The 21,336-nt window shown below is 44.0% G+C and carries 18 protein-coding genes; all 18 read right to left on the minus strand.

Annotated features, from left to right (window positions below; translation table 11 throughout):
• Window positions 1-5: 5 nt before the first annotated feature.
• The 18 genes from galU to ACW4YW_RS01680 all read right to left on the minus strand — a co-directional run bounded on the left by galU (window position 6) and on the right by ACW4YW_RS01680 (window position 21,334).
• A complete protein-coding gene (galU, locus tag ACW4YW_RS01595) occupies window positions 6-881 on the minus strand; it encodes a UTP--glucose-1-phosphate uridylyltransferase GalU (protein ID WP_457135947.1) in 876 nt (291 codons plus the stop codon).
• A gap of 17 nt (window positions 882-898) precedes the next feature.
• Window positions 899-2,812, minus strand: a complete 1,914-nt coding sequence (locus tag ACW4YW_RS01600) for a polysaccharide biosynthesis protein (protein ID WP_457135948.1) — start codon at window positions 2,810-2,812, stop codon at window positions 899-901.
• Window positions 2,813-2,904: 92 nt separating this feature from the next.
• Window positions 2,905-3,456 carry a sugar transferase gene (locus ACW4YW_RS01605; protein ID WP_457135949.1) on the minus strand — a complete coding sequence of 184 codons (552 nt, stop codon included), beginning with the start codon at window positions 3,454-3,456 and terminating at the stop codon, window positions 2,905-2,907.
• 2 nt (window positions 3,457-3,458) lie between these two features.
• Window positions 3,459-4,403: a UDP-glucose 4-epimerase family protein gene (locus ACW4YW_RS01610; RefSeq protein ID WP_457135950.1), complete on the minus strand. Its 945-nt coding sequence runs from the start codon at window positions 4,401-4,403 to the stop codon at window positions 3,459-3,461.
• On the minus strand, window positions 4,403-5,167 hold the full coding sequence (locus ACW4YW_RS01615) for a glycosyltransferase family 2 protein (protein ID WP_457135951.1): 765 nt from the start codon (window positions 5,165-5,167) through the stop codon (window positions 4,403-4,405). Before ACW4YW_RS01615 ends, ACW4YW_RS01610 begins: the two co-directional genes overlap by 1 nt.
• Window positions 5,164-6,327: a glycosyltransferase family 4 protein gene (locus ACW4YW_RS01620; RefSeq protein ID WP_457135952.1), complete on the minus strand. Its 1,164-nt coding sequence runs from the start codon at window positions 6,325-6,327 to the stop codon at window positions 5,164-5,166. The genes ACW4YW_RS01615 and ACW4YW_RS01620 overlap by 4 nt, the downstream gene beginning before the upstream one ends.
• A complete protein-coding gene (locus ACW4YW_RS01625) occupies window positions 6,324-7,253 on the minus strand; it encodes an NAD-dependent epimerase/dehydratase family protein (protein WP_457135953.1) in 930 nt (309 codons plus the stop codon). The genes ACW4YW_RS01620 and ACW4YW_RS01625 overlap by 4 nt, the downstream gene beginning before the upstream one ends.
• On the minus strand, window positions 7,250-8,059 hold the full coding sequence (locus ACW4YW_RS01630) for a hypothetical protein (RefSeq protein WP_457135954.1): 810 nt from the start codon (window positions 8,057-8,059) through the stop codon (window positions 7,250-7,252). Before ACW4YW_RS01630 ends, ACW4YW_RS01625 begins: the two co-directional genes overlap by 4 nt.
• 110 nt (window positions 8,060-8,169) lie before the next feature.
• Window positions 8,170-9,189: a hypothetical protein gene (locus ACW4YW_RS01635; protein ID WP_457135955.1), complete on the minus strand. Its 1,020-nt coding sequence runs from the start codon at window positions 9,187-9,189 to the stop codon at window positions 8,170-8,172.
• Window positions 9,190-9,231: 42 nt separating this feature from the next.
• Window positions 9,232-11,316, minus strand: a complete 2,085-nt coding sequence (locus ACW4YW_RS01640; protein WP_457135956.1) for an acyltransferase family protein — start codon at window positions 11,314-11,316, stop codon at window positions 9,232-9,234.
• A gap of 34 nt (window positions 11,317-11,350) precedes the next feature.
• On the minus strand, window positions 11,351-12,403 hold the full coding sequence (gene pseI / locus ACW4YW_RS01645) for a pseudaminic acid synthase (protein ID WP_457135957.1): 1,053 nt from the start codon (window positions 12,401-12,403) through the stop codon (window positions 11,351-11,353).
• The gene (gene pseG / locus ACW4YW_RS01650) at window positions 12,400-13,914 is read right to left on the minus strand and encodes a UDP-2,4-diacetamido-2,4,6-trideoxy-beta-L-altropyranose hydrolase (protein WP_457135958.1); all 1,515 of its coding nucleotides are present in this window, start codon (window positions 13,912-13,914) and stop codon (window positions 12,400-12,402) included. Before pseG ends, pseI begins: the two co-directional genes overlap by 4 nt.
• Window positions 13,915-13,927: 13 nt before the next feature.
• Window positions 13,928-14,560 carry a pseudaminic acid biosynthesis-associated methylase gene (locus tag ACW4YW_RS01655; RefSeq protein WP_457135959.1) on the minus strand — a complete coding sequence of 211 codons (633 nt, stop codon included), beginning with the start codon at window positions 14,558-14,560 and terminating at the stop codon, window positions 13,928-13,930.
• 50 nt (window positions 14,561-14,610) lie between these two features.
• Complete coding sequence (locus ACW4YW_RS01660; protein WP_457135960.1) at window positions 14,611-16,404, minus strand: cytidylyltransferase domain-containing protein; 1,794 nt, start codon at window positions 16,402-16,404, stop codon at window positions 14,611-14,613.
• A gap of 31 nt (window positions 16,405-16,435) precedes the next feature.
• Complete coding sequence (gene pseC, locus ACW4YW_RS01665) at window positions 16,436-17,575, minus strand: UDP-4-amino-4,6-dideoxy-N-acetyl-beta-L-altrosamine transaminase (protein ID WP_457135961.1); 1,140 nt, start codon at window positions 17,573-17,575, stop codon at window positions 16,436-16,438.
• Window positions 17,576-17,578: 3 nt separating this feature from the next.
• On the minus strand, window positions 17,579-18,577 hold the full coding sequence (pseB, locus tag ACW4YW_RS01670) for a UDP-N-acetylglucosamine 4,6-dehydratase (inverting) (protein ID WP_457135962.1): 999 nt from the start codon (window positions 18,575-18,577) through the stop codon (window positions 17,579-17,581).
• A 28-nt stretch (window positions 18,578-18,605) separates the two neighbouring features.
• On the minus strand, window positions 18,606-20,357 hold the full coding sequence (locus ACW4YW_RS01675; RefSeq protein ID WP_457135963.1) for an ABC transporter ATP-binding protein: 1,752 nt from the start codon (window positions 20,355-20,357) through the stop codon (window positions 18,606-18,608).
• Complete coding sequence (locus tag ACW4YW_RS01680; protein ID WP_457135964.1) at window positions 20,354-21,334, minus strand: GDP-L-fucose synthase family protein; 981 nt, start codon at window positions 21,332-21,334, stop codon at window positions 20,354-20,356. Before ACW4YW_RS01680 ends, ACW4YW_RS01675 begins: the two co-directional genes overlap by 4 nt.
• Window positions 21,335-21,336 lie beyond the last annotated feature (2 nt).

Raw genomic sequence — 21,336 nt, forward strand, 5'->3', positions numbered from 1 at the left:
AGCGATTACTTGGCCAGATCACGCAAATACTGTGCAAACTCCTCCCCGAACTCCTCATGTTTCAAGGAATATTCGACATTGGCCTTGACATACCCCAGCTTGCTGCCGCAATCGTAGCGCTTGCCATCAAAGCGGTAGGCCAGTATTTTTTGTTGCTCCATCAACGCGGCAATACCGTCAGTCAATTGAATTTCACCGCCCTTACCTGGCTTGACGTTCTCCAGGCATTCAAATATCTCAGGCGTAAGGATATAACGGCCGACAACGGCCAAGTTGGATGGTGCTTCTTCAGGTTGCGGCTTTTCCACAATGCCGTTCAATTGCAGGACATTGGGCCCGCTCACTTCTGTCGCATCCACGATGCCATAGCTGGCAGTCTCACTAGGCTCGACATCTTCAACCCCGAGAATGCTGGCGCCCTCTTTCTCGAACAACTCCGTCATCTGTTGCATCGCAGGCTTGTCGGCATCGATCAGGTCATCCGCCAGGATCACCGAAAAAGGCTCGTCGCCGACTACGGATTTGGCAAGCAATACCGCATGTCCCAGCCCAAGCGCTTCAGCCTGGCGAATATAGATACAGGAGACGTTTTTTGGCAGGATATTGCGGATTTCCTCCAGCATCTGGGTTTTATTGCCAGCTTCGAGAGTCGCTTCAAGCTCGAAAGACTTGTCAAAGTGGTCTGGAATCGAGCGCTTGTTACGCCCGATGATGAAAATCAGTTCAGTTGCACCGGCAGCCACGGCCTCTTCCGCCGCATACTGAATCAGCGGCTTATCCACAATAGGCAACATCTCTTTGGGGCTTGCCTTGGTTGCCGGCAAGAAACGCGTGCCTAAACCCGCCACTGGGAATACTGCCTTGGTAATTTTTTTTGCCATCTTTATATATCTTTCTTCTAATGTATTGTTGAAGACTCGGGGGGGAACAATGTCGATGGATTAGCATGAATATCCCCTGCATACTCCTCCACCCACATTTTTAACTCTTGCTTAATGATAGCTTCGTCTATCAACGATGTCCTGTCGATCCACTTCAGCAATGCTTGAACCCAAGCCTCATCCGCACTTCGCGCCACGGCAATACGCAATTTGTCATGTGGCGTTGGTACAGTGAGTTCATCGTCAGCCAAAAGTTCCTCATACAGCTTCTCACCGGGACGCAAGCCAGAATATACAATCTCGATGTCATCTTCATTAAGCCCGGACAAGCGGATCATATCACGCGCCAAGTCCACAATCCTAACAGGGTCTCCCATATCCAGCACGAATATCTCGCCCCCGCTTCCCATCATGCCGGCCTGCATAACCAACTGGCATGCCTCAGGAATCGACATGAAATAACGGGTAATCTCGGGATGCGTGACCGTTATCGGCCCGCCCGCCGCAATTTGCTCCCGGAACTTGGGAATCACACTGCCGCTACTGCCCAGCACATTGCCAAAACGCACCACGACAAAACGCGTTCCCGACTCATCTTGCAAGCCTTGACATACCATCTCCGCCAAGCGCTTGCTGGCCCCCATGACGTTAGTCGGGTTCACCGCCTTATCGGTCGAGACCAGCACGAACTTGGCAACCCCAGCAGTTTTACACGCCTGGGCCAGCGTGTAAGTACCGTTGACATTATTTGACAATGACTCAGCCACATTGCGGTTCTCCATCATGGGCACATGCTTATACGCTGCGGCATGAAACACCACGCGTGGCATGTAGCGTCCAAGCACCTGCCTCACCCGCCGGGCATTTCTCACGTCGCCCACCACATATTCAATACTGGTCTCGGTCTCAAGCCTCTCAAACTCCTGCTCCAACCGATATAAGGCATATTCCGACTGGTCCAGGCAAACCAGGCATGCCGGGCGATACTTCAGCACCTGGCGGCATAACTCAGAACCGATGGAACCGCCGGCGCCACTGATCAACACCGCCTGCCCTTCGAGCAAATGTTGCAACCCTTCCCCGTCAAGACTGACCGGCTCGCGTCCGAGCAAATCCTCCACCTCCACCGGCCTAAGCTGTGCCATGCTCAGGCGCCCACTCATCAGGTCGTCAAAAGATGGCACAGTAAGTGCGGTCAGGCCACTCTTGTTGGCTAGTTCAACCACCTGCCTGCGCCTTTGATGACGTGCGGACGGCATGGCGACAATCACATGGCTAACGGACAAATCATCAGCAATCTGCGGCAATTGCTCAATTTCCCCCAACACATTGATGCCCAGCAACTCTCGCCCAAGCATGGTTTTCTTGTCATCCAGCAATCCAACAACATGCCATTCATGACTTTTGGAAAGGTCTTTCAACAAGGCAATGGCCGCCTCACCCGCTCCGAGGACCAGCACCGGTTTACCAGCCAGTTGTGCAGAGCCATACAAGCGATGCTCTTTCCATGCACGGTAAGCAAAACGGCTGCCACCCATGAATAACAGGAGCAATATTGGATCCATGAGCAACACCGAGCGCGGAACAACCCCATGTGGCTGGTACATGAACAAAATCGCGATCACCATCACTGCGCTGATCGCAATCGCGCGAATCAGCCGCTGCAAATCCGGCAAACTGGCAAATCGCCAGACGCCGCGATAAAGACCGGCAAACAAGAATACCATTGCCTGCAGAGGAATCACCCAAGCGGCACTTTCCAGCATGCTTTGCGTGAAGTTGTTCGGAATATCGAAATTAAAGCGGAAAAGAAAAGCCACCCACCATGCCAAAACCGCAACAACAATATCATGAAGCCACGCGCTTAAAGACCGTGGGTTATTCAAGCTAATATAATTAGACCACTTAAATGTTGGATGGATGTTCAACACGCATCAAACCCAAAATGAAATAAATGCATTCTACTAAAAACCGTTTCCCAATAACCCATGATTCACAACAATTAACACATGCCCTGAATTACTTAACGCACGACACGATCGCCGCTGCCTTTACCCAACACCGTTTGGAATAACAATTTGAAATAAAGCGATATCCGCATATCGCGCAACATTCGCGCATCAGTTTCAGCCAACAGCTTGGGAACGGACATATCAATATCGTTTACCTGCGCAATTCCAGTAATGCCAGGGCGCGCCTCATAGACACCTCGTTTTGCCCGTTCCGCAATCAATTCCTCTTGATTGAACAAATTAGGCCGCGGCCCGACAAGGCTCATTTCCCCTTTCAGTACATTCCATAACTGCGGCAACTCATCCAACTTGGTCTTGCGCAAAAAACCTCCCAGCTTTGTAATCGATGAAGCTGAAGCCAAATGACTGGCAACTGAAGCCGTATCCACCTGCATGGTACGGAACTTCACCAAGGTGAATGGTTGCTGATAGCGTCCGACACGTAACTGGCGAAATAAAGGTGCGCCCGTATCCCACAACCCTAAGAGATAGATAATCAGTAGCAATGGCAAGCCGAGAACCAAGCCTAATAGTGAGAATACAACATCAAAAAATCGAATCAAGATTAACTTTCTGAAACGAAGCAACGTCGCAGACCTTCATCCACCGTAACAGGCGGCGCCCACCCCAACATTTCCTGAGTCTTGGAAATATCGACTTGCAAAGAACCTAAAAGCCGCTGGGCAACCATCCTTTTACCCAGCATGGTCAAACCCATGTTTAACAAACCTGCTGGAATCGGAATCAATCGAGAAGAAACGCCAGCAGCCTTGGACAAGCGCCGCAGCAAATCGGAAGTGGATACATCCTCGCCATCGCTTACCAGGAAAACCTGGTTAGCGGCTGCTGGATGATCAATGCATGCAATGATCAGGCTCACCAGGTTATCAATTGCCACCAAAGAACGCTGATTATGGATGGCGCCGAAAGGCAGAGGCAATGATCTCCGCACCAAATTCATCATATTGGCAAAATTACCTTTCACCCCAGGCCCATAGACCAGCGGAGGCCGAATGATCACAACCTCCATCCCAGTTTCCCTCGTCAAAGCCAACAAATCTTGCTCCGCCTCGAACTTTGAAATGCCATATGCATCTGCAGGGGCAGCGACATCATTCGCGGTAAAAGGCTTTCCAGGTAGGGTCTGTTCGCCGTTGACCTTGATGGAGCTTATAAAAATAAACCGCTTTACCCCCGCTTTTGCAGCTTGGCGGGCCAGGTTCAATGTCCCTTCAACATTGGTTTCGCGATATGCGCCCGAAGGGTTGGCAAGCTGTTCCCGCATGACATGCACTCGGGCTGCGAGATGGACAACAACATCCATCTCAGCCAAGTACATTTGCCAATCAGTATGACCATCAATAACCGGTACTAAAATATACTCTTGCTTGGCAACTTCTTGAAACAGCTTGCTTCTGGCACAAGCGACCACTTTATGAGCAGAATCTGCCAGAGCAGTACACAATGCTCGACCAGCAAATCCATTTGCCCCTGTAATCAAAATACGCATTAATTCGTATCTATATGAGGTTTAGTGAAAAATTGTGGTACGCGAGACAAGACCTTACGCGGAATAAACAGCGGCCCTACATTCAGGCCATGCAGTTTACATGCGCGAAACGCTTCCAGATTGCCCTTGATCACGCCAAGGATGCTGTTATTGGAAGCGCCACCCATGCGCATTCTGATCCAGATACGCGGGACATAAACTGACCGGATACCGTGAACTTCAAGAAACCGCATCGTGAGCTCAAAATCCGCCTGTCGTGGGAAGCGAAGGTCAAACCCCCCCAATGATTCATAGACGCTGCGCCTCACAAAAAAAGTGGGATGAGCCGGCATCCAGCCGCGCTTGAACGAGCCCGGCTTAAAATGCCTGGATTTCCAATACCGGATCACGCGCGAGGTATCCTCCTGATCCACATACAGCAGGTCGGCATAACAGGCTTGTACATCCGGATCCTTGAAAACCTCGGCCACCTGATCCAGCACCGTATCATCGGCATAGAAATCATCCGCATTCAGCAGCCCAATCACATCACCTGTCGCCAGCTTCAGCCCCTTGTTCATCGCATCATAAATACCTTGATCCGGCTCCGAGACATACTGCGCAACACTGGAAGCATTTTTTACAATCTCCATGGTGCTGTCCTGAGAGGCACCATCTACAATAATATGCTCACGCTCGCTATATTGCTGCGACGCCACTGAAGCAATCGTATCCGCAATGGTTGCAGCACTGTTATAGCAAACGGTGATAATGGAAATTTTCATACTTGCCCGGCAACCTCTTCAACCATACTGGCAAAGCTGGCTGCAAAATCAGCCATGCCTTTACGCGCCCGCTCGACCACCGTTTGCTCTTGCTGCAGCCTTGGAGCCCGGGGGCGGATGACATGCCTCCTCAGTATCTCGGCCAAATGCTCGGCATCCTCTACATTAAAATACTGCGCCTGCTCCCCGGCTTGCTCGCGATGTACATTGATATCGGAAAGCAGCATTTCCACGCCCAATGCCTTCGCTTCTTCCACGGTAGTACTCCACCCCTCAAACCGTGAGGGATTGAGAAGCGCAATACAACTCGTCATCAAGGCTTGAACATCCTCGTAGGGAATCAAGCCGAGCACTCTGAAGTTTTTCTCTACCCCCAGTCTATTCGCAAGCGCCAGCAGATTGGGAAAATATTCCGCATCACGCGGGTCATTAGTGTTCCCTGATACGGCAACGACAATCTCGTGACCAGCTTGTTTGACAATTGCCAGTGCATGAATCACACATTCATGGTTCTTGTGTCGCCAGAACTGGTTGGGCAGGTAAAAAAAATGTTCTGGCAATCCATACCTAGAAATCAGCCCATCCACATCAAAGGTGCAAGCTTCTATCGGGACGGCAAACCGGACCACATGCAATCTTTGCTGTGGAATATGGTAGAAATGCTGAAAATCAGCCCTGGCATCATCGCTGCTCAGCATGATATGGCGGCCACCCAGGATTTGCATGCGAAAGCCGATTTCACGCTTCCAGAACGCAGAAAAACCAAAATAATGCCTCAACCGCTGATGCTGCAGATCCGGAATCCAGGCAATACTTTTGATCGGGAATCGCCAACCGTAAAAATTGGCGGACTCAAACACAACATCAATGGCATGCTGCTTGAACAACTTTAGCGCCTGGGCATCAACGCCCAAGAATAAGGAAGTGATCAGCCGGCGACATTTACGCTGTTGATCAAACACGGCCGATTGAACAATTTCAAGGTCCTTTATACGTAGAAATCTCTCCAGGACAGCTTGATCTGTATCGAGACCTAGAAACAAAACCGGTTTAATCCTATGGCCTTCGTTGGCAACCAAGGCGCTCAACAGGTTAGCCTGATAATTCAACCCGCCCATCCAGCCACATCCGCCAATCTGGGTGAATGCAATACGCCTCAACGCGACCTCGCCCGATACCAGCGAACAACCTCTTCAATGCCCATGCCGATTGTGATTTCCGGAGAAAAGCCCAGCCCCCGCGCACGAGTAATATCGGCCACCAGTGAAGCTGGGTCGCCTTTGCGGCCAAAACCACTGAACACAATATTGTTGCGACCGCCCCATGCTGCCGAAACCAGTGCAGCGATGTCTGCAATGCTGGTTGCCTTCCCGGTACCACCGTTGATTACCTGCGGCAACTCAGGCGCAGTGGCCGTACGCCAGAGCAGATCACAGGCATCGTTCACATGCAGCCAGTCTCGCAACTCCCACCCGGTGCCGTGCAACAGAATTTCACCGTTATCCGCTTTCTCAAGCTTTTGGCAGAGATCCCACAGCAACTGTTTCTCCAACCCCGGCCCATACACAGAGAACAGACGCGCCACACCCAGCTTCAACCCATAGGTTTCCCGGTAAGAGGCAAACAGGCTTTCCAGCATGGCCTTATGAAAACCATAAGGTGAAAATGGCGTGCCTTGGGTATGCTCATTGATTGCCCCTGTAAAACCAGCGCCATACACCGCAGCACTGGATACCACGATGACCCTGATTGCGGGCGCATGCTGCCGCACCCATTCCAGTAACCGCGCCGTGGTTTCAACAGTACGTTGAAAATCTTCATAAGGATTTTGAATAGAGGGACCAACAGCCGACCCACCTGCCAGATGAAAAATAATATTGGGGAGGCCTGAGCCTGCTGCCAAGTGACTCAAACTAGCAAAATCTATTTCCGCATTGAGCCAGCTTTTAAAACCCCACGCTGAGAATTCGTCCTCAACCCATGCACCGTGCCCAAGTCCATGTGCGACTTGTGAGTTGCCAGCAATGAATTGCGCAAGATGGCGGCCTATAAAGCCTTTTCCGCCTGTTATCCAGATTAAACTCATTTAAGGTCACAAACTTTAATTAACTGCCCAGTATTTACCTCGACTAAGGGGAGGTCGCTAAGTAATGATTTCCGTGCTTCGAAATCCAAATAAGTCAGATTGCCTTGCGCGTCTCTGGACTCTCTGAATTGAGACTGAACCCAAGCACTTTCAACTGCTACAGATTCAATCCTTCCCATCATATCGTTTCTGACAAAGAAAACATTGTTACCCGCGCTATTACCCCCAACTAGAGAGTATCCCTTACTGATAGCCAAATCATTCAAAGCTTTTATTGAAGCTCCGTAGTATAAATTCGAATAATGTTTATTGCTTCTAACAAAGCTAGCGTCATAAGGCGTGCTGACTGCATCTTTAGCACCCCACAAGCTATTGTATTCACAAACGACAATAACAGGATTGATTATATTAATCGCTTGCCAGACCCAGTAATCGTTACCATCAATATCAACCGATAAAAGTCCGATTTCACCTGCAAGCCCATTTTTCTCAATCAAATCATTGATATTATCTCGATCGATAAAGGCGCAATCAGCTTTAAGGTTATATTTCCAATAAATTGAATCTGATTTAATGTAATCAATATTTTTTCTTGAACCATCAAGTACCAAGCCAGACCAATTGTTATTCATTAACAAAAAGCGTGTATTTGATTCCCTATAGGTTTCTACACCAAACTCGATAAAAATTTTATTTTTAATTTCAAGGTTGGATGTCAGAAATTGGAGAATCCCATCTTCACCCCACTGCGAGAATACCTTGAATTCTGTATCCGAGAGTTTGTTGGACGTTTGAATAGTATTCATTTTCGCTTCAATTCTGCCTAGCGCATTTTGAATATCATCAAGTCTGGACTTTAAGTTCGCAAGCAGAAGAAAAGTCTGTTTAATTTTATTTAGTATTCGCAATTTAAAAGTTAAATCCGTGAAATTTTAGTTTTGATTTTACTTACAAGTTTTGACCCATAATAAGGTACTGAGCAGATAAGTTGATCCTTTATATTCCAGCCCAATAGATTTGCAACCTCATGTGGTTCAAGTTTTTCCGTCATACCACACTCGTATTCAGCCATTTCTTTATTGCATAACGCGTTATGGCATCCCTCAAAATATTGTGGGTGCTTTGCCCTTACTACGGCCTCACTATACTCCATTAATGTATGAGTGAAAGCTTCTTGTTTTCTAACCCAGTTTGGATCATTTTTAAAAAACTCTGCTTTATACTCGAAATAAGGCTTCATGAAAAAGAATTTTGATCCAAATAGCTGAGAGTAAAGAAAATGTGAGCCAATAGCATCACTTCCTACCACTTCAAAATACTCAAATATATTTCTCATCCTTCTAAGCGAATTCACATCGTTTACAGAGGAACCCACAAACCAATCTATATGGTGTTTATCAAGTTCAGGAGTAATTTTGTTCTGAGCAAAGCAATCGGAATGAACACAAAAGCAAACATATTTTCCTTCACTTACCAATTTCTTTGAAAGTTCGATTGCTTGTTGAAAGCTTCTATCAAATGTCGCGTATGAAAGTGAGTGAGCAAGCATTATTAACACACTATTTTCTTTACGAATTACTTGATTTCCATCTACGTATATTATTGGTGAGCCAATCGCCCGTACTTTATCTATTCCTTTAGACTCTAAAAAGAATTTAATTCTTAAGTTGGAAACAAGTCTATGCTTAACCCAGTTATTACTCCAAATAACCTGCTCTGGGAATTTAAGCTTTGTTATTGGTGCTCCATGAAACCAAGAAGAAAATGAACGAGGTGTATATTTTAAATTCAATTTGTCTGACAAAATTGTACTTGCACCATAAAAGTCAGGCTCACTTCTAACTTTTATATGGTTTGTATAAGGCAAAATTAGATTTTGTAACTCCTCCGGTAAAAATTGAGAAAAGAAGAGTGGATTGGTTATTGGGCTAGTCATACTGTTTCTATTTTTAATAGATCAATCAAGTCATGTAAAGCTTTAATTAAGCTTGTCAGTAAAAGCTTTATCAATAAATCTAATGTGATTTTTTACATAACTGGAGCTTAAATGATCTTTATCTTGATTTATTGGAGAACCATTAATTGCTGTTAAACATATATCAAAATTACAAATGTCATCAAGAGGATCTAGCGTAATGGCTCCTGTTTTATTAGCTATTACTTTAAGTCTTGTTGTTATTTCAAATAAACCTTGATTAACTTGGTCTCTAGATAATTTCGGGAAGGCTGGATTGGAATTCGTAAGAGATAGTCTCTTATATGAACGGATATAATATTCAGGATCATACAGCTCAGAGGCGGGGTTCGGCAGAATTATGTAAACTTGTTTGCCTTTCTTTTTTAATTCAGAGATGGATGTTTCTAGCTTCTCAAAAAGCCGACTGTATTGATTTGAATTAATCTGAATGATAGTTTTGATATTATCTTCGGTATGATACAGCCGACTTACTTTTAATGTCGGATCAGCATCAAGGGCCGGTCTTCCTAAGAAATATCCATCCCAATAAGCACCTAAAATAACTTTCTTCACTGATGAGGATAAAGCTAATTTCATTCCCGCATTAAAAAAATCAGGGCAACCTATTGAATATTTAACATCAATTCGATCTACATCTTTAATGGGTGGGCAACCGCCTGCAGTCGCGATCATAACAGAGTCAACCCCCCCCAGTTTATCTATAGTATTCGCTTGAATTCTTGGATAATACTGTTCCATATGACTATCTCCAAAAAACAAAATTGATGGAGCTATAGATTGCTCACCGATAACAACTGGTTTCAACATGTTATTTTGCCAGCCTCGTGGGGCGTTTCTATCTAATCTTGCATCGGAAACTTTTTTCCACTCATCTGACACTCTTGGGATAATTAATGAATTGTAAACGGATAGGCCTAAAGCAAAGAGCCCGACCATAGTTATCACTAAGATAGATATTGTTCTGATGTGTTTAGAGTGCCTAATGCGTATCTCAATATATCTATAAGTAAACCAAGCAAAAATAATCGATAAGAAAATTACAAGTATTTTTGCAAGAATTTCATCATCAAATCCTGGATAGATAATTTTAGAAAAAACTAAAAATGGCCAATGCCATAGATACAAAGGGTAGCTAATCAACCCAATCCAAATTAAGCCAGAGTTTGAGATAAGTGCTCGATTTACCCATGCATTTGTACCTGCAGAGATAAGAAGAAAAGTGCCAAAAACAGGTAAGAGGGCTGCCCAGCCCGGAAATTTTGTATTTTGATCGTATGTGAAGATTGCAAAAAGAAGAAGGCTAATGCCTACAACGGACTGTACGTTTTTGATTTTATTAGCATGAGGGTCAAAAAATGATTTTCGATGAAAGATGTAATTTACTTTACCTTTATTCACTTCATGATATGCAAGTAAGGCTCCAGCGAGTAACTCCCAAAAACGAGAGATTGGTAAGTAAAATACGGCTGTAGGTTTGTCAGAAATATAGTATGTATTTAGAAAGAAAGAAATTACTCCTAAAGCAATTATAGGAATAAGTAAATTGGTCTTAAATCTCCAAAATATATAAATTATGAGAGGCCATAGGATATAAAACTGCTCTTCAACGCCAAGCGACCAGAGATGTAGAAGTGGTTTCGATTCAGAAGCGCTATCAAAATAGCCAGCTTCATTCCATAAAGCAATATTTGATAGAAATAATATACTTACTGCAATGTGCTTACCAAGTTGCTTATACTCATCAGTAAATAGTACATACCAGCCAAAAACAAGGCTCGAGAACAGCACTATAATTAATGCTGGAAAAATCCTTTTAATGCGGCGCAAATAGAAATCATAAAAACTAAAGGTTTCTTTTTCTAAATTGTTAATTATGATAGCTGATATGAGGAATCCGGAAATTACAAAAAAAACATCAACACCAACAAACCCACCAGAAATATACATTGGGAATACATGATAAAAAACTACTGCAAAAATGGATATCGCTCTTAACCCATCTATATCAGGTCTATACTCTGAATGAACTAAGGAAGGGGTATACGAGCGAGTTGAGTGTTTTATGTCAAGAATCGATGAGCTCACAATATTACGAATTTCATTATGATGATTTAAACAATTAACCAATAAAGTCCCAAGATAACGGTGTCCCTAACTTTACTGGTTTATTTACTTTTTTACCTAAAATTAGTTCTTTGTATTTTGTTGGAAGCCCAAAGCCAGGGCGTATTGCTTTCACATTTTCCTCTGTAAGTTCATCCCCAGCTTTCATATTTTTTACAATATACAGCGACCGGCGGAATTGTATTGATTTTGCTTCGGATTCAGTTGGCCCATAACTAACTTTCCCCAGTGATTGCCATGCACGCTCAGTCTCAGTTACTAATCGTCGCATTTCATCAGGTTCCATAGAAAACGTGCTATCTACACCACCATCAGCTCGTGAGAGTGTGAAATGTTTTTCAATGACAGTTGCGCCTAATGCCACACTAGCGACCGAGACACCGGTACCCATTGTATGATCGGATAGGCCGACTTCGCACTGAAACATTTCTCGCATATGCGGAATAGTTAGAATATTAGTGTTTTCCGGAGACGCAGGATAAGTGCTGGTACACTTGAGTAATATCAAGTCTTTACAGCCAGCTTGTCTGGCAGCCTTAACGGTTTCATCCAGTTCTGCAAGAGTAGCCATTCCAGTTGAAATTATTAAAGGTTTACCGGTAGCAGCTACCCGACGAATCAATGGTAAGTCAGTATTTTCGAAGGAGGCAATTTTATAGCATGGGACATTCAATGCCTCCAGAAAGTCGACAGAGGTGTCATCAAAAGGGGTGCTGAATGCAATAATGCCGAGCTCTTTGGCGCGATTGAAAATGGCCTCATGCCATTCCCAAGGGGTATATGCTTCGCCATAGAGCTTATAAAGTGATGTGCCTGTCCACAGACTATTCGGATCGCCTATATGGAATTCACGCTCATCTATATCCAAAGTCATTGTGTCTGGCGTATAGGTTTGAATCTTGAGGGCATGTGCGCCAGTTTTTGCGGCAGCTTCTACAATTTCCAGCGCACGTGGCAATGATTGATTATGGTTGCCTGACATTTCGGCAATAATGAAAGGAGAGGTACTCTCTCCAATCGTTCGATAGTCAATTTTGATAGTTCTCACTGATATAATCTCTTTGTAAACAGACTGGATGTGGCCGTAAACCCGTTTTTTAAAAAAAAATGCTGAGATTTGACATTATTGGCTAATACTTCGGCCGATATCTCATGGATTTCTGGATGATGTAATTTTAGCCATTTCTCGGTAGCATCTAATAGTTTTGTACCTAAGCGGTTGTGAGTTATTCCGGGAATTAGATAAATTGAAATTTCAGCAGATAATTCACCCAAGTCAAACCTGACGACACCAATTTCACTCTGGTCCATGTAAGCAATCAGGAGTTTAATCTTATTACTGGACAACATACAGGTGTACCAAGCTTGGTGTTTATCCCAGTCAATAGCCCGCTGATTTCTTGAGATGGCACGAATTTCCGGATGATTTCTCCATTCGAAAATGGATCGCATGTCGTCAGCGTTAGCTACTTTAAGTGTCAGCTCCAGCGTGCTCAAGTATGAGATAACACGTTCTACACCGTGTACATCAATCCATTGTATGGATTTCTGGCTTATTTCTTTTCGCAAAAAAGGGTTTTTCAACACGGCTTCGACATGAACTTTGATCTCTTTCGTCAACTGCTGGGAGTCCCATTCCGGAAGATATATCAGTCCGGCTTGCGCTGCGTTTTGGCAAAGTACACGCTGATTATCTGCCACGCAGATCGTAATAGTGGGCAGGCCTAGTGCACACCTTTCCCATGTGGCCGAGCCGCCTGCACCAATGCACAGATCAGACTGTGCAATGAGCTCCGCCATTTTGGTTGTATGAATATGGCATTGGTAGCCGACCTGGTGGCAAGCCTGAATGATATTTTCCTTATTCGGATGCTGGTCACCAATCACAACATCTACCGCAAACGTTTGATGTTCGATAGTGGAGATGGCGTCAATTGCTTTGGAAGTGTAATCATTGGCATCTACACCACCAAAGAATATTAGTATGCGCTGCACCTGATTGTCCCTGAGTCTGACTTGGCTTCTCAACTGCCGAAATTCCGGTCTTAATAAAGCATATCTAGGACCCAGAAGTAATTGACACGCCTGTGGTATCAGACCGTGGTATGGGTTCGCGCCATCATGGTAGTAGTTTTGATCCAGCAGCAAATCGCATTGATGTTTTCGATTTGCCAGATCATCAATTACCATGACTTTATCTGTATGAGGTTTTAATTTTTCTTCCCATGTATGGTCTAGCGCATAGTGGTCAACAATCAGCCAATCGACCTTCATGTCGGACAATGCCGCAATACTGGCTTCAGCATCTATTAACTGGGTTGTTCCAAGCCAATCAGCATAGATATCTGAAGTATTGGCAAATGGAGTTGGAGATGCAGGTAACTGTTTGAAATTAATCCCATCTTGCTCTAGCAGCTTGGTTAGTGCAGGCAGGGAATGTCTACAAATGAAAGTAATTTCAGCGCCCTGCTTTAACAACTCCCTGGCCAGAGTTAAGCACCGCATGAAATGCCCTGTTCCAATTTGAACAGAAGCATCTACCCTGAAGGCAATCTGCATCTCACACGCTTTCTCAGGACTTTTGCATTAAAAACCAAGTGATATCGTCTTGAGGGAAAGAAGGGTCACGTCTATATGAAAATCCGTAATCAATAAGCTTCAAGTCAGGAAATTTTTCAAGCATCTCACCAGCAAAATCACGCTTGAATAAGCGGTCTGTATGTCCTCTATAATTAATGCTTACTGGAGCAGGGTTATAGTATTCGCATACCAAAATATATTTTCTTGAAGAGTCGTATAGTTTTTGATAAACCTCGTTGAGTTTATCTGGATTAATGTGAATAAGAACACCTTTAATCAAAGATAAGTCAAATTGTTGTTTTACCGAGTAGTCTAATATTGAGCCGTGAAAGATATTCGAATTATCCATTATTTCAGATAGCTTCTTTGTAGCATCGGGATTGATTTCAATTGCGTTCAATGCCATCTGAGGATAAAGAAGTTTGATCGCACGTAAATTCATGCCAATGTTGGCGCCAAATTCTATACATGATTCTATGCTAAATGCACTTGCCAGAGCTTTGCTGAAAAAATTCAGGTTTGAAGCTAGTAGTGAACTTCCTTGATTACGAGATATGTATTCAGAGCCAAAACTCCCAGCCCAAAATGCTTCTTGTTCAGTCGAAAATGATTGAATATCTTTCATGTGAATATGTAATTCCTAATAGTTATGTTATTCGACGATAATATTTATAGTTATTTTATTTTTATTTTCGTTACTTCATTTAGGCGATCAATTAGCTCTTGGTCGGTCTTATATTTTAAGACCAGATGTGAATTCAACGTGGCTAGTTTGGGGTCTTGATCTAGTATATTAAATACATTACTAAGCGATGCTTCTTTACCTTCTGACTCAAGTCTCTCAAATAAGCCAGAGAATAGTTCCATATCCTCAGGATAGTCTAATGTTAATCTGTAATCCCTGATATATTCGGTTGGTAAGTCCACTAATTCAACTTTAAATATATCTATATTGTTTTGCATATACCAAGTCATATACTCTGAGTATTGAGCACTGCCGAGATAATTAATTACTTCCTTTAATGCTTGAACATTATAGATTTCGCAGGATGTTCCAACTGAAAAGTTTTTTGCGGCGGTGTAATCAGCCCCTGTTTGGAAGTGATGATTCAAAAGATATTCGGCTATTTCTGATGAAACCACTGGGCAATCTGCAGTAATTCTCACGATTACATCTAAATTATAAAATTCACATGCCCCTAAATACCGATGAATCACATCGTCAGGATGGCCTTGCCAAAATCGAACCTTTCCATTGAGTGTGTAATTAGCTAAAATGGCATCTTCCTTTAAATCGGAAGTTGCCAAAATAGTTTCATGTACTCCCCGAATTTTAATGGCATTGTTAAGACATCGTTCTACGGATGCAATGCCATTTATTGGTAATATGGCTTTACTCTTTAATCGAGAGGATTTCATCCGACAAGCAACTATAGTACCGATGCGGGCTGTTTTGAAGTTTGATGTTTGGACAACATCTCCCGGCTTTAAGTCAAAATCAATTACTTTCTTTTCAGACTGAATGTTTTCAATTTGTTTGAAAGTGAGACCATTGGAGGATGTGCGTCTGAATATGATGTCTGTTTTTGATATCAAGCTACCAGATGCTAAAGAGTGTTTTAAGATAGGGACCTGTACAGTTTTAGCAAGATAGTTTGCTTCTGCTGCACTGATAAACGGACCTTTTAAGGCACTTTGAGAGGCTGTTAATCTGTCAGCCAAGCTCTGCATTTCATGCTTATGCAGTGCAGAAAATTTATCATATTTGGCGCTCTCTCTTTTTAACACAATATGTTTTTCGATAATCGAACAGCCAAGACTCACTCCCAGTAATGGAAGTATTGTTGCCCATTCACTTTCTGCATCAACATGGTCTGCCAGGCAAATTTGATAGTTTGGAAAAGCAGAACGAATAATAGAGATTTTTTGTAAGCCTGAATCTTCCAACTTGGTTGGATAGGCTTGGTAACCAATTTGCAAGATTATTTCAGCGCGAGGGGAGATAGTGCTAAATTGACTAATAACCTGCTCAATTTGTGAAATTTCATACCCTGAAATATTTAATACCAAAAATTTGTTTGAAAGGTCTGTTGATTTAAGAGAGGCGATAACTTCTTGATTATCCAGCACTGAAGCCTGAAGCTTGATTCCTTTAATTAATTTCGTATTTTGGATAAATATCTCAATTCCATAAGTATCAAAAATATCTAGAAAAACTCCTTTGAAGTACTTTCTAGATAAGTCAATAATATCTTTCCATTTTTCCGTAGGCAAAAAGAGTTCTTTGTAAACGTTGTACCACTCATAATCTTTGGTAGCTATAGTGTCAGGATGAAATGGTTGAAATTTGATGTATTTCTCATCATAGCTAACACTTCCGAATTCTTGAATTGTTTGTTGGAGAAGAGCATAGTCTCCCCCATGAGCATTCGCGCATTCAAAAATTAAAGGTAATGTTTTTTTGTTCATAATTACTTTTTATATTCTGAGGAAGCTTAAGTTATGACAGTTTTTTTCTTAAAAAAGAAACAATCCGCTCTTGATCGCTTGCTGACAAATCAAAAAACAATGGAATGCTGATAGCTTGATAGAAATAATTTTCAGCATTCGGAAAATCTCCCCATTTGAATCCTAGTTTTTGGTAATAGGGTTGTGTATGTACTGGAATATAGTGCACTTGTACCCAAATATCTGCTTGTCTAAAGGCATCGAATACATCTTTCCTTTTATCAGCATCAAGACGTATAGCATATAAATGCCATGCTGAGTTTTCTGATTGCAGGGGGCGAGTTACAGGCAAGTCTGCTAGTAGGTCGAAGTAGTTGCGAGCAAGCTCTCTTCTCTTAGCAACAAACTCATTCAGTCTTTGTAATTGACTATAGCCTAGCGCTGCTTGCAGATTCGTCATCCTGTAGTTGAATCCGAGTTCAAGCTGTTGATATTCCCAAGCGCCTTTGGGGTATGTAAGCATTTGTTCCGTTTTTTGAACAATCCCATGGTTTCTTAAGCGTGTCAAACGATCAGCTAACTGTGAATTATTAGTTAAGGCCATGCCTCCTTCGCCAGTAGTTATGATTTTTACGGGATGGAAGCTAAAAACTGTTATGTCACTATATTCACAAGCTCCAATAGGTTGGCCATCATACTGCGCGCCTATTGCATGTGATGCATCTTCAATGATGTGAAACCCATACTTTTGGGATAATGCATGGATAGCTTTCATATCACATGGCAGTCCTGAAAAGTGTACAGGTATGACTACTTTGGGTAACTTACCGATTCTTTCTGCTACTTCAAGTTTTTGTTGCAATGCATTTACGGACATATTGAGCGAAGACGCATCAATATCTACAAAATCGATTTCTGCACCGCAGTATCGAGCGCAATTAGCGCTTGCAACGAAAGTATTAGGGCTAGTCCATACGAAATCACCTGCTGTAACTCCCAATGCTAAGCAAGCAATATGTAAAGCGGCTGTTGCATTACTTACTGCAACAGCATATTGAGCTTGGCATTGATTTGCTATGGCATTCTCAAAATTAGCAATACCTGGCCCTTGAGTTAGCCATTCTGAGCGAAGCACATCTACAACAGAAGAGATGTCTGCTTCGCTGATATTTTGTCGACCATATGGGATCATGTTTTAAATCTTTCCCACTATGCTGGCATTAGTTTTAATCCAGGCTTGCAATTGTGAGGTGGTCATCCATTTTTTATTATTATTGGATGAGTAGGTGAAGTCAGGTGCAACTTTTACCCCGTTATTGATTCTTTCAGGGTCTTCGCTCCATTGGTGAATGGCTGGCAAAATTTTGAAGTGCTCAGGATACTCGTAGGTATAGAGAGCGTCTTCTTCACCAATCATCTGTTCATGCAATTTTTCACCAGGACGTATGCCGACTATTTCATGCCGGGCATCCGGAGCAACTGCTTTGGCAATATCAAGAATGTTCATGGATGGAATTTTCTTGACATAGATTTCTCCACCGACCATATCCTCAAAAGCATGCCAGACCAACTCCACCCCTTGCTCCAAGGTAATCATGAAGCGTGTCATACGGTCATCAGTAATCGGTAAAACACCACTCTCAGCAAGAGACATAAAGAAAGGAATCACAGACCCTCTCGACCCCATGACGTTACCATAACGTACAACAGAAAACCTTGTAGCATCAATCCCTGAATATGAGTTCCCTGCAACAAACAATTTATCTGAAGCCAGCTTGGTTGCCCCATATAGATTGGCCGGGCTACTGGCTTTATCAGTGGATAGTGCAACGACTCGTTTAACGCCTTGATCTATACAGGCGTCAATCAGATTCATGGCGCCATTGATATTTGTTTTTACACATTCGAATGGATTGTATTCTGCGGTAGGCACAATCTTGGTTGCCGCAGCATGCACTACGTAATCAATACCATGCAGGGCTCGACTTAACCGGTCTTTATCCCGTACGTCTCCGATAAAGAACCTGACGCGACTATCATTACCGTAAAGTTTGGCCATTTCCCATTGCTTCATTTCATCTCTTGAGAAAATAACCAATCGCTTTGGGTTGTATTTTGCCAGCGTCATGGGTACAAAAGTATGTCCAAAAGACCCTGTGCCACCGGTAATTAAAATCGAAGAATTTGTTAGCATAAAATTGTTGGAGTAATCATGGGTTAATTTATTTGAGAATATTGTCAGACAGTAATTCCTGAGCGGTTCCTGAGTGGATTAACTCGCCTGCATGGAACTTAAGGATGCGGTCGCAATTACGGATTGTAGTTAATCGATGAGCAACGATAACAATGGTCTTGCTGCCATGCAGCATATCGACAGCTTGCATGACCTCTTTTTCCGTTTCTTCATCCAGGGCACTGGTGGCCTCATCCAGTACTAGAATATCAGGATCATGATAAAGCGCCCTTGCAATCCCAATCCTCTGCCGCTGTCCGCCGGATAAGCGCACCCCTCTTTCGCCCACAACGGTATCGATGCCATGTGGCAGGCTCTCAACGAACATATGCAATTGTGCTGCCTGGATTGCTTTATTCAGGGCTTGCATATCAATATTTTCTTCTGCCATCCCAAAAGCAATGTTATGTTTCAAGCTGTCATCAGTGAGAAAAATGGATTGTGGAACATAACCTATCATGTCCTGCCAGGAACGCAGTGCTTGATGAATATCTTGACCATCGACCATGACATGCCCCGACTGTGGCTTTAGCAGCCCAAGGATGATATCAATAACGGTGCTTTTCCCCGAGCCGCTCTCGCCTATCAGGCCAATGCTCTGTCCCTTGGTTATCTTGAAGCTGACATTCCTTAGTGTGGGAAATACAGAGGATGGATATGTGAATTCGACAGACTGCAGCTCTATTGCCGAATTAAAGTGAATGTTGCTTTCTGCCACAGTGGACTGCCGTATGGCAAGGCTCAGTTCCCGATACAGCATATTCACTATCGGCAAGCCATATCGCACAGTCTGAATTGAGCCTAGCAGCCTATTGGCCGAGGGCAACAGGCGGAAAGCAGCGGCTGCAAACAATGCCAAAGTAGGCATGATTTCCTGAAAACCTCGCCCCTGTGTTGTCATCAACAGTACCAAAATTGCCAAACCTACGACGGCTGTAAATTCCAGCCACAACCTTGGCATTTGCTGCAGACTGAATTGATAGCCGGCAACTTTGGCCACAAGTGAATTATGACTGGCGTAGAGATGCATAAAGTTGCTCTCCCTGCCCAGCAAGAGTACATCTTTAATTCCCCCAAGGCCTTGTTGAATATGCTGTATCCTCATACCCTCATGATGCTGCCTTTCCCTCCCCCAGCGAAGAATATGCCTTCTTGAAAAGCTAAGAAAGGCGAGCCCAAAAATACCCAAAGACAATAAGACAACCGTGGCACCCATAGGCTCGATCACCAATAGCAGCAACATCACTCCAATCAACACAAGAATTTCTGTCAATATCAACAGGAATGCACTTGTAGATATTGCAAACAGATTGGTCTCCGTCGTTACATTCCTGATCAATTGCGCGCTATTACGTTGAAGATGAAAGGTATATGGCTGCTTTAGATACAGCTCAAACAAGCGGCGAGATACATTTTTCTGCAGCCCATATGAGTATCTTGCCTGGTAATTGACCAAGAAGCTTAGAAACAAACTTTTGACGAGATACACCCCTACGAGGATCAACATTGCAACCGCAACAATGTCAAGCTGACCTCCCATACTGAAAAAGTGGATTATTTGACTGAGAAGTGGATACTGATTGAGCAAATCCCCCTGGATGATCATGCCCACCACCGGCACAACCAATCCCACCCCCAATGTTTCCAGTAACATTCCCACGATCATCAGCAATAATAGAACTATCGCACGCCTACGTTCGGCTGGTGTCAAGATAGCATGAAGTTTGCGCAGAACACTCATTCAGCAAGAACCTTAAAATCGCTATAAGCCTGCGCCAACCCTTCCTTTAAGTCAGTATTTGCCTTCCACCCTACCTTGGTCAGCCTACTCACATTCATCAGTTTCCTCGGTGTCCCATCTGGCTTTGTAGTGTCAAATTCAATGGTGCCTTGGTAACCCACGGCCTGCTTAATGAGCTCAGCCAGCTCCTTGATGGTGACGTCTTCACCCACACCCACGTTAATAAGCGGCGGTTCGAATCTGCCAGTCTTGCTTTCGTCACTTCCCAATAGAGCCTGGTATTGGCCTTGGGGCAAGTTCATAAGATAAACGCAGGCATCGGCCATATCGTCGCTGTAGAGGAATTCTCTTCTGGGGGTACCAGTGCCCCAGACGGTGACCGTGGATTGGTGGTTCTGCTTGGCTTCATGGAATTTTCGCAACAGGGCCGGGATGACGTGGCTGTTCTCGGGGTGGTAATTGTCGCCAGGGCCATAGAGATTGGTGGGCATGGCAGCGAGGTATTGGGTGCCATACTGGCGATTGTAACTCCAGCACATTTCGATGCCAGCAATCTTGGCCAAGGCGTACGGGCGGTTGGTGGGCTCCAGTGGACCGCTCAGAAGGTATTCTTCTTTCATGGGCTGCGGAGCATGTTTGGGGTAGATGCAGCTGGAGCCGAGGAAAAGCAACCGCTTGACATTGTGTTTCCAGGCACTATGGATGACGTTGGTCTGGATGGCGAGGTTGTCGCGAATGAATTCTGCCGGATAGGTGTTGTTAGCAACGATACCGCCGACTTTTGCCGCAGCCAGGAAGACGTATTCAGGCTTGTGTTCGGCAAAGAATTGATCAATGGCTTTTTCGTCTGTCAGGTCAAGTTCGGCATGGGTGCGCTTGAGGATGTTGGTGTATCCCTTAGCTTCGAGGTTCCTGATGATAGCGGAGCCTACCAAGCCCCGGTGCCCTGCGACGTAAATGGGTGCATGCTTGTCCATTA

The organism is Methylobacillus pratensis (genome assembly GCF_054072455.1).

Excerpts from the sequence above, each read along its gene's own strand:
- galU (WP_457135947.1), bottom strand. The coding sequence starts at position 881 with ATGGCAAAAAAAATTACCAAGGCAGTATTCCCAGTGGCGGGTTTAGGC.
- ACW4YW_RS01610 (WP_457135950.1), bottom strand. The coding sequence starts at position 4,403 with ATGCGTATTTTGATTACAGGGGCAAATGGATTTGCTGGTCGAGCATTG.
- ACW4YW_RS01615 (WP_457135951.1), bottom strand. The coding sequence starts at position 5,167 with ATGAAAATTTCCATTATCACCGTTTGCTATAACAGTGCTGCAACCATT.
- ACW4YW_RS01625 (WP_457135953.1), bottom strand. The coding sequence starts at position 7,253 with ATGAGTTTAATCTGGATAACAGGCGGAAAAGGCTTTATAGGCCGCCAT.
- ACW4YW_RS01630 (WP_457135954.1), bottom strand. The coding sequence starts at position 8,059 with ATGAATACTATTCAAACGTCCAACAAACTCTCGGATACAGAATTCAAG.
- ACW4YW_RS01635 (WP_457135955.1), bottom strand. The coding sequence starts at position 9,189 with ATGACTAGCCCAATAACCAATCCACTCTTCTTTTCTCAATTTTTACCG.
- pseG (WP_457135958.1), bottom strand. The coding sequence starts at position 13,914 with ATGCAGATTGCCTTCAGGGTAGATGCTTCTGTTCAAATTGGAACAGGG.
- ACW4YW_RS01655 (WP_457135959.1), bottom strand. The coding sequence starts at position 14,560 with ATGAAAGATATTCAATCATTTTCGACTGAACAAGAAGCATTTTGGGCT.
- ACW4YW_RS01660 (WP_457135960.1), bottom strand. The coding sequence starts at position 16,404 with ATGAACAAAAAAACATTACCTTTAATTTTTGAATGCGCGAATGCTCAT.
- pseC (WP_457135961.1), bottom strand. The coding sequence starts at position 17,575 with ATGATCCCATATGGTCGACAAAATATCAGCGAAGCAGACATCTCTTCT.
- pseB (WP_457135962.1), bottom strand. The coding sequence starts at position 18,577 with ATGCTAACAAATTCTTCGATTTTAATTACCGGTGGCACAGGGTCTTTT.
- ACW4YW_RS01675 (WP_457135963.1), bottom strand. The coding sequence starts at position 20,357 with ATGAGTGTTCTGCGCAAACTTCATGCTATCTTGACACCAGCCGAACGT.
- ACW4YW_RS01680 (WP_457135964.1), bottom strand. The coding sequence starts at position 21,334 with ATGGACAAGCATGCACCCATTTACGTCGCAGGGCACCGGGGCTTGGTA.